Source organism: Sorangium sp. So ce426 (assembly GCF_051475585.1).
Lineage (GTDB): Bacteria > Myxococcota_A > Polyangia > Polyangiales > Polyangiaceae > Sorangium > Sorangium cellulosum_B.
Genome location: NZ_CP150341.1, coordinates 10,067,200 through 10,078,492, shown reverse-complemented (window position 1 = coordinate 10,078,492; position 11,293 = coordinate 10,067,200). Strand labels below are relative to the sequence as shown.

The window sequence follows — 11,293 nt, the reverse complement described above, 5'->3', positions numbered from 1 at the left end:
CGCGGCGGGCCGGTTGAGTCGAGGCCGCGATGACGCGGGTTCGTCGGCAGCTAGATCGTGACCTCGTCATCCCTCAGAAGCCCGTCAATCTTGCTTAGCAAATCTCGCTTGACCCGCTGCCGGTTCAGTTCGTCTTCGTAACCGGCCTTGACAGATGCCACCTTGACGACGCCCTTGATCATCATCAGAGCGTCGATCGTTCGCTGCGCCTCATCGTCATCCAGGTCGCGCCGAAAGTGGACAACCAGGCCTTTGATGCTCATTGCAATCCTACTCCCCGCACAGAGATCTCGCTGGCTTCCCGAAGAATTATAAGATTACGCAATTCACCCATGGGTCCCTACCCCCGGAGGTGTCGTGTTCAGGGGAGAGCGCTCTATGTCCTTCTCATCGGCAGGCGTTGCGGAACCCGGCCCGCCTTCCTTCGCCTTGTGCTGTCCGAAGACACCACCAAGATCACCGCCTGGGAGCTGCCGAAGGACAGCTGACGATTCAGCGAAGCTGCCGGAGGAGTGCTTCGCGCTCGGCGACGAACCGCCCACGGGGAAACTCCTGCGCGTGGGTGTTCAGCAGCCGGAGAGCCTCGACGTTCGCCGTGACATTGCGGGCCTCGATGGCCCTCTGGGCCTGGTTGATCAGGCTCCGCTCGCGCTCGCTGTCGGGCGGTCGAACGGCGCTCGCCGGAGACGCGGGCCGGCGATCGGTCGTCGTTGAGGGAACGGGCGTGCTGCTCGCAATCGCCTGAACGCGCGCGCTTCCTTGCGCGTTCGGCGACGACATCCCGCGCGCGATCGGCGCGGCCGGTGCTGGGGCGCTGTGCGCGCCTTCTCCGCCGGCGGGCGCTGCGGCGCTGTGCGCACCGTCTCGCGCAGGCGACGCGGCCGCCTCCTGCGCGGCGGGCGGGGTGGCAGGGACCGCCGCCGCCCCGTACCACGATTGCAGGTCGGGCAGGGACGACACCGAGGAGACGAGCACGCCGGTCAGCACGGCGAGCGCTCCCTGAACGACGATCCTCACGGCCAGGCGGCGCAGCCAGGCCACCCACGACGCACGACGGCCGAAGCCCAGTGCGAGCGGCACGCAGAGGCGATCGTCCCTTCCCTGCGAGCGTTGCTGCGCCTGCCACCGCTCCCGCCGCGCCCGGAGCTCCTGGTGCGCCCGAAAGTGTCGCGTCCTCACCGTGTCCAGCGGAAGTCCCTGCTCGGCCGCGATCTCGGCGAGCGGCACCTCCTGGAGATCGTGCTTGATCACGAGCTCCCGGTACTTGGGATCGAGCTGGTCTATCAGCTCCCGCATGAACTTTTCCCGCTGCCGTCTCCGGAGCAGCTCTTCCGGCGTGGGGCACTCGTCCCGGATCTCGCACTCATCGAACGACGTCAGCACCTCGCCGCGGCAGCGTGCGTCACGGACGTGATTGCGCGCCTGGTTGATGGCGATCGTGACGCGGTACGGGGCCGGGTCTCCCCCCGGGTCGATCCGCTTGTCGGCCTCCAGCCCGCGCAGCAGCGCTTCCTGAGCGATATCCTCGACGTTTCGCTCCGGCACGCCGTGGCGCCTGGCGAGGCGCCGGAACAGCTCGAAGCCGGGGAAGACGGTCGGTGGCTTGCCCACGGTAAGCAGCACACTTGAGCGGGCCCAAACGCTTCAAAAAAAAGAACCCACGAGCAACATTGGTCGGATAATGTAGGTCAAGGTGTCATCTTCGGCCACGCGAAGGCGGGTCGAGAGGACGACTGAGCACATTCCGTCATACGACCGCCAATTCTCGCTCAAACGGCCGTGGCGTCGCGATTCCTGGCGGTTGACGCCGAACGGCCGGCGTCAGTACCGTCCCTGGATGCGTTGCATTGCGCATTCGCTCGCGATTCTCCTCACGCTCGGGGCCGCGACAGGCTTCCCGACCTCGGCAAGCGCCGATGATGCCCCCCCGAAGGCGCAACAGACTTCACGAAGTCTGCCAGCGCCGCCGATGTCCCCTCCGAAGGCGGGACCGAGCGACAGCGCATCGGTGAAGGACCATGTTCGCCGTGGTCAGAGAGCGCGCAATGCCGGGCGGTGGAGCGAGGCATACGCTGCCTACAAGGCTGCTTTCGACGCCGCGGACCCGGCGACCAGCACCGAGCGAGAGCGGGCGGAGATCGCCGGCGAGCTCGGCCTTTGCGAGGTCGCGTTGCACAGGTACCGCGATGCGGCCGAGCACCTTGCCAAGAGCCTCGAACAGCGCGAAGCGCTGCCGGACGCGCTCGAGCGGCGATTCCAGGCAGGCCAGCGCGAGGCAGTGAAGCGCGTCGCTACGCTCGTGCTCTCGGTCGATCCGCCGGACGCCGAGGTGCTCATCGACGGCGAGCGCGTCGGACGGACCGCGCGCACCTATACGCTCTTCTTCGAGCCCGGCAAACACGTCATGGTGCGGGGTCGGGCACCGGGCCACGCAGACGCCTTTCAGGGTTTCCTCGGCGTGGTGGGCGCGGAGCACCAGATGACGATGGAGCTATCCCGCGCGGCGGCGGCGAGCGCCACGGAGGCGAGAAGCAGGAGGGACACCGCGCCAGCGACGCCGCCCGCCTTGCGCACGTTGCCCGCTGAGCGCGCGCTGTCCGCTGCGAGCGCGAAGGCGCCCAGCCCGTGGGCCTCCTGGCCGGGGACGCTGCGCATCACGGGGATCGCGGTCACGACGGCTGGCGTGGCGGTGGGCACCATCCTCATGAGCCACGCCGGCAAGCTCGATGACGACCTGAGCGCCCGGCGTGACTGGCTCCAAAGCGAGCCGTCGTCGAGCACGTCGATGTGCTGGCAAGCGCCTCGGAGCTCGCCATGTGGCGAGCTGGCGCGCCTGCAGGACGCGCGAAACACGTTCGGCCGCGCCGGTCTGGCCACGGTGATCACGGGCGGTGTCGTCGGTGCCGTGACCGCCGCGTCCTTCTTCACGGACTTCTCTTTCCTGAGATTCAAGCCGGCTCAGGATCGGGTCAACGTATCGCCCGTGGCGAATGGAAACGAAATCGGCGCGCGACTCGAGGGTGTATGGTGAGCACGCGAGGGGCCGAGAGAATGGGTCCGCTGGCAGACCGAGGCGCCGTGACGTCGGCCGTCGCTCTCGCTGTCTGCGTGTGGGGAGCTAGCACGCTGACAGCTTGTGCTGCCTATCCCGAGGATTGCTCGGAGAAGCTGGCGTGTGCTCCCGATCCGGAACCTCCGCCCGACCTGTGCGCGGGAGAGCCCGGCAACGCGCCAGCGCTCGACAAGTGCGGCGTGTTCGTCAGCGAGCAGGGCAACGACGACAGCCCCGGAACGAAGGGAGCGCCGGTCAAGACGCTCCAGCACGCGATCGGGCTCGCCGCGCACGGGCGAGGGCACGGCGAGGCGCCGACCCGGCGCGTGTACGCGTGCGGCGGGGTGTTCGAGGAGGCGATCTCGCTCCCCCAGGGTGTCGACCTCTGGGGCGGCCGTCTGTGTGCCGGCGGCGACTGGTCCTACGGAGGGCCGCTCGACGGGCAGAGCGCGTTGACCGTCATCGCTCCGCCCGTGGGGATCCCGGTTCGGGTCCTCGGGGGGGAGGATGCGGTCATCGCGACGGACGATACGACGTCCGTGATCTTCGGCGTGCGCGCGGTGGCGGCCGACGCCTCCGCGAGCGACGGCAAGTCGTCGATCGCGATGCTCCTGAGCCCTGGGGCCAGGGCAATCGTGCGGGCGAGCGAGATCTTCGCAGGCGACGGAAAGGATGGGGAGCCTGGCGAGGACGCGCCGAGCTTCCGCGCGAGCGCCGGCGTGGTGGGGAACAACGGCGTAGACGCCTGCACCGCGGACGTGGCGCTGGGCGCCCTTCCGGTCGTGACCGTGTGCGACGACGGCATCGAGTCGACGGGTGGCCAGGGGGGCGATGGAGGCCTCGAGACGGGCGGCGACGGGACGTCAGGATTGCCGGAGCCGATCGGGACTCCGGACAATCGCGGCCTGGCTGGCGGTGGCGCGTCCAGCATGCCGTGCAAGGATGGCGAGAGGGGAGCAGACGGCGCCGATGCGGAGCGCGCTGCCGGAGCGGTTGACCCTGGTCGTCTGGGCCTCGACGGATGGGTCGGCGTCCGCGGGAAGGACGGGGCGAGGGGCGGTGCCGGTCAGGGCGGCGGCGGGGGTGGCGGCGGCAAGGGGCGCGACGACATGAACGCGTGTCCGGCAGGTCGACCCCAGGGCGGTGCGGCCGGCGGATCGGGCGGCAGCGGCGGCTGCGGGGGCAAGGGGGGCCAGGGGGGCGGCTACGGCGGCGCGAGCATTGCGATCGTGGCGTTGCAAGGGAGCGACCTCACGGTCGATGACGACAGCACGGTCCTCGGGGCCAAGGGCGGCAACGGCGGGGTCGGCGGAACGGGCCAGTGGGGAGGCATTGGCGCCGGCGGCGGCCTCGGCGGAAACAAGCTTCTGACCGACACGTCGCGAGGGTGCGCCGGCGGCGATGGCGGCGACGGCGGTCGCGGGGGCGATGCCGGCGGCGGTCTCGGTGGCCACTCGCTCGGCATCGCTTCCGTGGGCGCCGCCGTGACCATCTTGCCGCATGCGACGGTCTCGCCCGGCCAAGCCGGCACCGGGGGGCTCGGCGGCAATGCAACCCCGGAAAGCCACTCCGGCCAGGCGCATGACGGGACTAAGGTGTTCTGGTACCGGTTCGATGCGCCGGCCCCGGAACCGCCTCAGTGAACCGCCCTGTGCCGGTCGGCGCACGTCAGGAGATGCACATGAAAAAGAGCACCGCGGCGACCTTGGTCCTTCTGCTGTCCCCGTGGGCGATCGGCTGCGGAACTGCGCCCGGCGTGAACGACCCTGGCGTGACGCCTTGTGAAGGCTCCTCATGCGTGGGCGAGCCGCCTCCGGAGTCGGTCTGCGTCGAGCACGTCGCTGCCGATATCATCGACGACGGTTGCGGCGTGTTCGTCGCCGGAGCCTTGGGTGGGGGCGACGACAAGAACCCCGGCACGAAGGCGAAGCCGGTGTTCACCGTCGAGCGCGCCGTCGAGCTCGCGCGCACTGGACGAGGGCGCGTGTTCATCTGCAACGACGGATTCGGGGTGAATCAGATCAGGATGCCCTCCGGCGTGGATCTGCTGGGGGGCTTCGACTGCCGGCGATGGAATCGCGACCCCCGAATCCCGCTGTCCTCGTTTACTCACACGACGGTCTTCGGCCCCATGGTGATCGTCGAGCCCGCAGGCCCCGAGGACAGGGGGGCCGCGGACGGGGTGTCGACGCTCGCCGATCTCTACGTCCGCTCGGCGGGCGAGGTCGGCGTGATCATTCAGTCCAACACGGCAGTGGAGATCGTGCGGAGCGAGATCTCCACCCGCGGAGGAAATGGAGGCAGTCCTGGCGCGAAGTGGCAGCAGTACAGCCAACCGGACGGACCGGATGGCATGTTCGGTGGGGACGCGTGCTCGGCGGTCGTCGTCGCCGGCGGGCCTGCGGTCGTGAACGAATGCGAGAGCGGGCTCACGAGCGTTGGCGGCAAGGGAGGGGATGGGCTGCCCGACGGCGCCGACGATGGAGGCGACGGGGAGCCCGCCGACGCTTCGCCCTCGGGACGCGGTGGTACCGCAGAGCAGGACGACGCCAGCTGCTACGTCGGATCCAAGGGGGGCCCGGGGGCTCCGGGGAAGCAGGGCGCGCCCGGCAAGGGTATCGGACGCCTCACCGAGACCGGATGGGAGGGCGACACAGGGGGCGCAGGGACCTGGGGCACGCCGGGCCAGGGCGGCGGCGGCGGCGGCGGCCGTCGGGGCGGGCTCGCCCTGTGCGACGTGGCCTCCAAGGGAGGCCCGGGAGGAGGCTCGGGAGGGGCCGGGGGTTGCGGAGGCCGAGGAGGCCGCGGGGGAGCGAACGGACAGCCGTCCATCGCCGTCCTCGCGCTTCATGCCCGGGTGACCGTGCGCGACACCAAGATCACGGCGGACTTTGGCGGCAGCGGTGGCGACGGCGGGGAACCCCAGCGAGGCGGCCGAGGCGGCCGAGGCGTACGGGGCGGAGCGCTGGGGGACGGGTTTTACTCCTGTCTCGGCGGCCGTGGAGGCGACGGTGGGCCCGGCGGCTACGGCGGCCCAGGGCGCGGAGGCGACTCCATCGGCATCGCCTACCTCGACGAGGATCAGCTCACGCTCGAGGGCGTGACCATCGAGACCGGACAGCCGGGTAAGGGCGGCATGAGCTGGAACCACGATGGCAGCACGACGGTGGGAGAGAGCGGCCAGGCCCACCCGACGCTTCCCTTTCCCGAATAGCCGAAGTCACGCCCTGGCGAGGACGGCGCAGAGCTCCACGACGGCTACGAGGGAGCTTCGGAATCCGAGTCCACGAGCCAGCTATCCAGGAAGCTGGAGGCCCAAGCGACCATGGAGGCCGGCGGCTCGCCTTCACCGTCCCACGAAGCGACCAGCGCTTCGAGCTCACGCTTGGCAGCCATGGCGGGGAGAGTCTCCGGCGATTCGTCGTGCGGGCGCATGCGCGCAAGCTCCTCCAGCATCTTTTCCTTGTGCAGAAAGCCATCCGTCGACGCTGACAAAAAAAACGCCGCCGACTGTCGTTCTGACTCCGGCAATCTTCTAACCATCGCAGGCCACCTGAGAGTCCATCCAATCTGGTGATGCGCCCGGAGCACAGTAAGCACCGCAACAAACCGATCTGTAAGGCTGCTCTCATCGACCTTTGCGCGAGGTGCCGGCACTTCGGACGGCGATGGCTTCACCCATGTGTAGCGATCCGAAAACAGGCAGTCGTATAGCCTGACTTTCCCTGGAATCCGCAGGTTCGTCGCCACCTCCGGCACGAGTACGGTTCCGACCTCTGGCGGCATGCGCTCGCAACCAAACGTTGCTTCGATCTCGTGGGCGATCCAGTCCGCGTACGGCTGCTCGTCAGGCGACAGATCGAAGGTGACGTATCGCCGGGTTATGGTGACGGTCCTTGGGCTTTCATGGTCCGGGTTCGAGATGAGCCAGGGATCGAGCGGGCTTCGAGACACAATGAATAGCATACCCCGAAAGGAGACCGTGAAAGAGTCCCTTAGCTCCTTCACTATTTCGATCGTGCGCGGACTGTGGATGATGTAGTAAGGAGCCAGAAAGCTCACTTCAAACGAGAGCGTTCGGCCGGCAGACTGTGGCAGATTGATCGTGAAGGAATAGCAACCATCGCAGCCGCCGCTGTGGAGATGTAGCGACTGATCCGTGAGCATGCCGGGGAAGCATTCTCCGATCCGACGCCGCATGGCGTGCCAGCGCTCGTCCTTTGAAGCCTGGATCCGCGCGGCCACTAGCCGGGCGTGCTCTTCGGTCTTGTTGCGGAGCTGTTCGTCGACATCGTCGGTGATTCCAACCCCACGGGGGTAGTATCGGTAGACAATATCCAGTAGTTCGGCAAGGCTGTGTTTCATGGATTCTGGAGTCTGGCACCGAGGGGCTTGTAAAAATCGCTCTCAAATTGCTCTGTTATTCTAGCCTTGAACGTCCTACAGAATATGCCAGGAGGGAGGTTCTCGCCGTCATCCTTATTGTATACTTCATCCGCTGACCAATTCGCCACATCAGCGCTGATGGTGGCCGCCCTCTCCGCCGAGATCTTCCCCCAAACCACGCTTTTTAATGGCATCCCAATGTGAACCATGCACGCATCGTCGCCCTCTTGATTGTGGCCGAAGAACAGATATGCCTTTGCCTCCTGCCAACCACCCGCGACTGCCCCATCGTAGGCAACGATGGTAACAAAATCGAAAGCCCGCGGGTCGATCAGTTTTTTGCCTGTGCACCCCATGGTCGGAGTGCCGCTCTGCTGGCAGGGATCTGGCGGGCTCGTCGGGCTAGCTGTCGGCGTCTCCGAGCTGTCGCTCGGGCGTTCGTCCTCGTCCTCGTCCTCGTCCTCGTCCTCGTCCTCGTCGTCCGTTCTGTTGCACTGGAGCTTGCGCTCGCTGCCGTACTCCGGCCCGCTCGGCGGCTCCGCCCCGAAGTCCCCCGACGCGACGGAGGTATAGACAGGAACGGACGGCCCGACCGGTCCACCTGCACCTTCGCCCTTCACCCACTCCTCGCGGGGATAGCAGTCTCCTACCGTCAAGTTGCAGGCCGCCAGCGTGTAGATGGCGACAGCCAGAATCGGAAACAGTATTAACTTCGCGTTCATTTTATACTCCATCGAAGCACGGGACCGACGACGACAAGCACGGACACGTAACCTGGGAGCACGAGGCTGTTCCCGCCGACCCAGTCCACATTGGCGCTCACCGACACGCCGAGGGGTCCTGCAACGTACGCGTTGGTCTGCGCATGCGCGCCTACCCCCATCCCGGCGACGTGCCCACACAATGTGCTTCCGCAAGCCGGCATGAAGTAGATCGCAACGGATGGTCCAGCGCTGAAATTGCCATTCTTCCAACCATATCCGAGAGCGGCAATGGTGCTATTGTAGGCACCGGCCCCGCCTATCTGGACTGGGGGAATAATGCTGAGCAGATCGTGGACGTTTAAAATGATGTCGCCGTTGATGCGCCACGATATTCCCGCGTGCGGACTCACCGCCAGGCGCGTCACGGTGCCGGCCTGGATCCCCCCGAAGCTGATTCCGGCGCTCAGCTCGGATGCGTCTGCCTGCGTCGGAACGACGACACTGAGCAGGAGACCGAACACTGCCGACGCTGAGATCTGCCGGTCTGTCGTCCTCATCGTCTCCCTCACGGCCGTCCGAAACACGCGGGCAGCGTGGCGACGCGAGCCATTCTTCTCATCACAGGATCGGCGTCAAAGGGAATCTAGACGAGGACACCGCCACGGACGTGGGTCGTACCGTCCAGGGCGTGCGCCAGCGCGCAGCGACCTGCGCGGCTCCAGCGCGTGTCGGCCTACTGGCGCCGGCTGCCCGCCCGCGCCGCCGCGAGAGGGCGCTACCGGCCACGCGCCCCGGGCCGCCCACACACACACTTTAAATCACATCCCATTCTTTTGCTGCCATTCGATGAACGCCGCCTCATCAGGCTCATGCTTCAAGCCTTCATAAAAATGAACTCTATCAGCCATCCCTCTCGATTCTATGTGGCCAAAGAAATCCATCGTTTGAGCCGTGATATCGTATTTGTTACAATAGTTTTGGTCTGTAAATTTTTCGTAGTATCCGCTTACCAGACGCTCTGCATCTTCGAGTGAATATCCATAAGACGATTGTAAATGTTTCACTACACGATCAAACAAGAAAATTCCGTCTTCGTCGGCTGAGATTTTCAACGCCATAAAACTTATCCTTTAGCGGATAGGACAATCAAACGCGTTTCGCAAAGTCAAGATTCTCGGAGCCCTTCCTGACTGGCTCGTCCGCGCACCGGTGGCGCCCACCTCGTTCGGTGGGCGCCGACGTGCGGCTGTAGTACTGGACTGGCACCGTGGATCTCGACCTCTCCGCCGGCCGCTGGACGTGGGCGCTCGCCGGCGCGCTTTCGCTCGCCGGGTGCGCGGCCGCGCTCTCGCCCGGCCCTCAGCGCTCGCCGTCGCCTCCGCCCTCGGCGTCGCCCCAGCCCTCGGCGCAGGCGAGCAACCTGCTGCGGCGAGACTACGCAGGCTCCGCGGCGTGCGCGGCGTGCCACGCGGAAATCCACGAGGCGTGGCGCCGGTCGCCGATGCACCGGATGACGCGGAGCGCGGGCCCGCAGGAAATCCAGGCGCCCTTCGACGGTGCGACCTTCTCGTTCAAGGGCGACACGGCCACCATGGAGACGCACGGCGGCCAGCGGTACATCCGGCTCGCCAGGGCGTCGCGCGGGGAGCAGATCTTTCGCATCACCAAGGTCATCGGCGGGCGCTACCGGGAGGATTACGTCGGCGTCGAGGTGACCGGCGTGGGCCCTCACGATCGCCCAGCGGGCGATCCGCGCGCCGAGCCGGTCATGCCGGTGTCGTGGCTGATCTCCGAGAAGACGTGGCGGTACAAGGGCTACTCCGTCATGGTCCCGGAGCGGAGCGAGCTCCGGCCGGGCACATCGTGGCGGCAGACGTGCATCTACTGCCACAACACCGCGCCGTACCTCGCCAGCCTCTACGACGACCTCCTCGACCGGCGCGCGCCCTACCAGGGGGCGGTGCCGGACCGGCTCCTGCCGGCCTCGCGCCGGTGGACGCTGGACGTGACCGATCCGGACGGGCTGCGGAGGGCGCTGGAGGACGAGATCGGGCACGTCCAGGGCGCGGCCCCGCGGCGCGGGACCCCGGACGACGAGCCGCTGCCCGCGCTCATCGAGGCGGCGCGCAAGGCGTCGCTGCGGCACGTGGACGAGGGCGATCTGATCGAGATCGGGATCGGGTGCGAGTCGTGCCACAACGGCTGCGCCGAGCACGCCCGCGACTGGACCCGCCGGCCGAGCTTCGAGGTACAAAGCCAGCTCGTCGCGGTGCGGGAGCCCGAGGGCCGGGCATCGACGCGCGCGGCCGCGCTGAACCGCGCCTGCGCGCGCTGCCACAGCGTGCTCCTCTCGGTGTACCCGTACACCTGGGAGGGCGGCCGCCGCAACGGAGATGCCGGGGGGAGCTCGATCAACTCGGGCGAGGCGCGCGATTTCCTGCTGGGCGGCTGCGCTAACGCGATGAGCTGCGCGGACTGCCACGACCCGCACGCCGAGGACGACCGCGGCGCGCTCCAGCGGATGGGGACCGTGGCGGGCAACGCGACGTGCGTCCGCTGCCACGCCGCCTACCAGGGCGGGGCGGCGCTGCAGGCGCACACGCACCACCCGCCGGACAGCGCCGGCAGCGCGTGCCTCGCGTGCCACATGCCCCGCAAGAACCTCGGCCTCGCCTACGAGCTCACGCGCTACCACCGCGTCGGCTCGCCGACCGATCGCGCGCGCGTCGAGGGCGACCGCCCGATCGAGTGCGCGCTGTGCCACGCGGACCGGAGCGTCGCGAGCCTGATCGGCGACATGGAGCGGTGGTGGGGCAAGCGCTACCGCGCGGAGGCGCTGCGGGCGCTCTACGGGCCCGACCTCCAGGTGAACGCCCTCGAGGCCACGATCGCGCGCGGCCACCCGCACGAGCAGGTGGTCGCCGCGGTGACCCTGCTGGAGCGCATCGGCGCGCCGGCCCTCCCCAAGGTCGCGGGCATGCTCACCCACGACTACCCGCTGGCGCGCTACGTCGTCGGGCACGGGATGGCCGCGGCCGCGGGGCGGCCGCTCGCGATCGACCTCGACGGGGAGCGCGACGCCATCGCCGCGGCGGCCGCGCTCTGGCTGAAGGCCGCGCCGGCCCCTCGGGGCCGCCCCTCGCCCTGAGTA

General features: G+C 67.9%; 10 protein-coding genes. 4 read left to right on the top strand and 6 right to left on the bottom strand.

Going from position 1 to position 11,293, the window contains the following annotated elements; all coding sequences use genetic code 11:
* Positions 1-50: 50 nt before the first annotated feature.
* Positions 51-263 (bottom strand): hypothetical protein, encoded by a 213-nt coding sequence (locus WMF44_RS37765; protein WP_437294894.1) that lies wholly within the window; start codon positions 261-263, stop codon positions 51-53.
* 229 nt (positions 264-492) lie between these two features.
* Positions 493-1,611, bottom strand: a complete 1,119-nt coding sequence (locus WMF44_RS37760; RefSeq protein ID WP_437294893.1) for an RNA polymerase sigma factor — start codon at positions 1,609-1,611, stop codon at positions 493-495.
* Positions 1,612-1,801: 190 nt separating this feature from the next.
* Between WMF44_RS37760 and WMF44_RS37755 the strand changes: the two genes are divergently transcribed.
* The 3 genes from WMF44_RS37755 (at position 1,802) to WMF44_RS37745 (ending at position 6,266) form a co-directional block, all read left to right on the top strand.
* The gene (locus tag WMF44_RS37755; protein ID WP_437294892.1) at positions 1,802-3,031 is read left to right on the top strand and encodes a hypothetical protein; all 1,230 of its coding nucleotides are present in this window, start codon (positions 1,802-1,804) and stop codon (positions 3,029-3,031) included.
* Positions 3,032-3,252: 221 nt separating this feature from the next.
* A complete protein-coding gene (locus WMF44_RS37750) occupies positions 3,253-4,695 on the top strand; it encodes a hypothetical protein (protein ID WP_437294891.1) in 1,443 nt (480 codons plus the stop codon).
* Positions 4,696-4,733: 38 nt separating this feature from the next.
* Positions 4,734-6,266, top strand: coding sequence for a hypothetical protein (locus WMF44_RS37745; RefSeq protein ID WP_437294890.1), 1,533 nt, complete (start codon positions 4,734-4,736; stop codon positions 6,264-6,266).
* Positions 6,267-6,310: 44 nt separating this feature from the next.
* Here the strand turns inward: WMF44_RS37745 and WMF44_RS37740 are convergent, their stop codons facing one another.
* The 4 genes from WMF44_RS37740 to WMF44_RS37725 all read right to left on the bottom strand — a co-directional run bounded on the left by WMF44_RS37740 (position 6,311) and on the right by WMF44_RS37725 (position 9,260).
* Positions 6,311-7,417: a hypothetical protein gene (locus tag WMF44_RS37740; RefSeq protein ID WP_437294889.1), complete on the bottom strand. Its 1,107-nt coding sequence runs from the start codon at positions 7,415-7,417 to the stop codon at positions 6,311-6,313.
* Positions 7,414-8,160 carry a hypothetical protein gene (locus tag WMF44_RS37735; protein WP_437294888.1) on the bottom strand — a complete coding sequence of 249 codons (747 nt, stop codon included), beginning with the start codon at positions 8,158-8,160 and terminating at the stop codon, positions 7,414-7,416. Before WMF44_RS37735 ends, WMF44_RS37740 begins: the two co-directional genes overlap by 4 nt.
* A complete protein-coding gene (locus WMF44_RS37730; protein WP_437294887.1) occupies positions 8,157-8,699 on the bottom strand; it encodes a hypothetical protein in 543 nt (180 codons plus the stop codon). Before WMF44_RS37730 ends, WMF44_RS37735 begins: the two co-directional genes overlap by 4 nt.
* Positions 8,700-8,960: 261 nt before the next feature.
* Positions 8,961-9,260, bottom strand: a complete 300-nt coding sequence (locus WMF44_RS37725; protein ID WP_437294886.1) for a hypothetical protein — start codon at positions 9,258-9,260, stop codon at positions 8,961-8,963.
* A 149-nt stretch (positions 9,261-9,409) separates the two neighbouring features.
* On the opposite strand from WMF44_RS37725, the gene WMF44_RS37720 reads away from it, so the two are divergent.
* The gene (locus tag WMF44_RS37720; protein WP_437294885.1) at positions 9,410-11,290 is read left to right on the top strand and encodes a cytochrome c3 family protein; all 1,881 of its coding nucleotides are present in this window, start codon (positions 9,410-9,412) and stop codon (positions 11,288-11,290) included.
* The last annotated feature ends 3 nt before the right edge of the window (positions 11,291-11,293 follow it).

Excerpts from the sequence above, each read along its gene's own strand:
- WMF44_RS37730 (WP_437294887.1), bottom strand. The coding sequence starts at position 8,699 with ATGAGGACGACAGACCGGCAGATCTCAGCGTCGGCAGTGTTCGGTCTC.
- WMF44_RS37765 (WP_437294894.1), bottom strand. The coding sequence starts at position 263 with ATGAGCATCAAAGGCCTGGTTGTCCACTTTCGGCGCGACCTGGATGAC.
- WMF44_RS37725 (WP_437294886.1), bottom strand. The coding sequence starts at position 9,260 with ATGGCGTTGAAAATCTCAGCCGACGAAGACGGAATTTTCTTGTTTGAT.
- WMF44_RS37745 (WP_437294890.1), top strand. The coding sequence starts at position 4,734 with ATGAAAAAGAGCACCGCGGCGACCTTGGTCCTTCTGCTGTCCCCGTGG.
- WMF44_RS37740 (WP_437294889.1), bottom strand. The coding sequence starts at position 7,417 with ATGAAACACAGCCTTGCCGAACTACTGGATATTGTCTACCGATACTAC.
- WMF44_RS37735 (WP_437294888.1), bottom strand. The coding sequence starts at position 8,160 with ATGAACGCGAAGTTAATACTGTTTCCGATTCTGGCTGTCGCCATCTAC.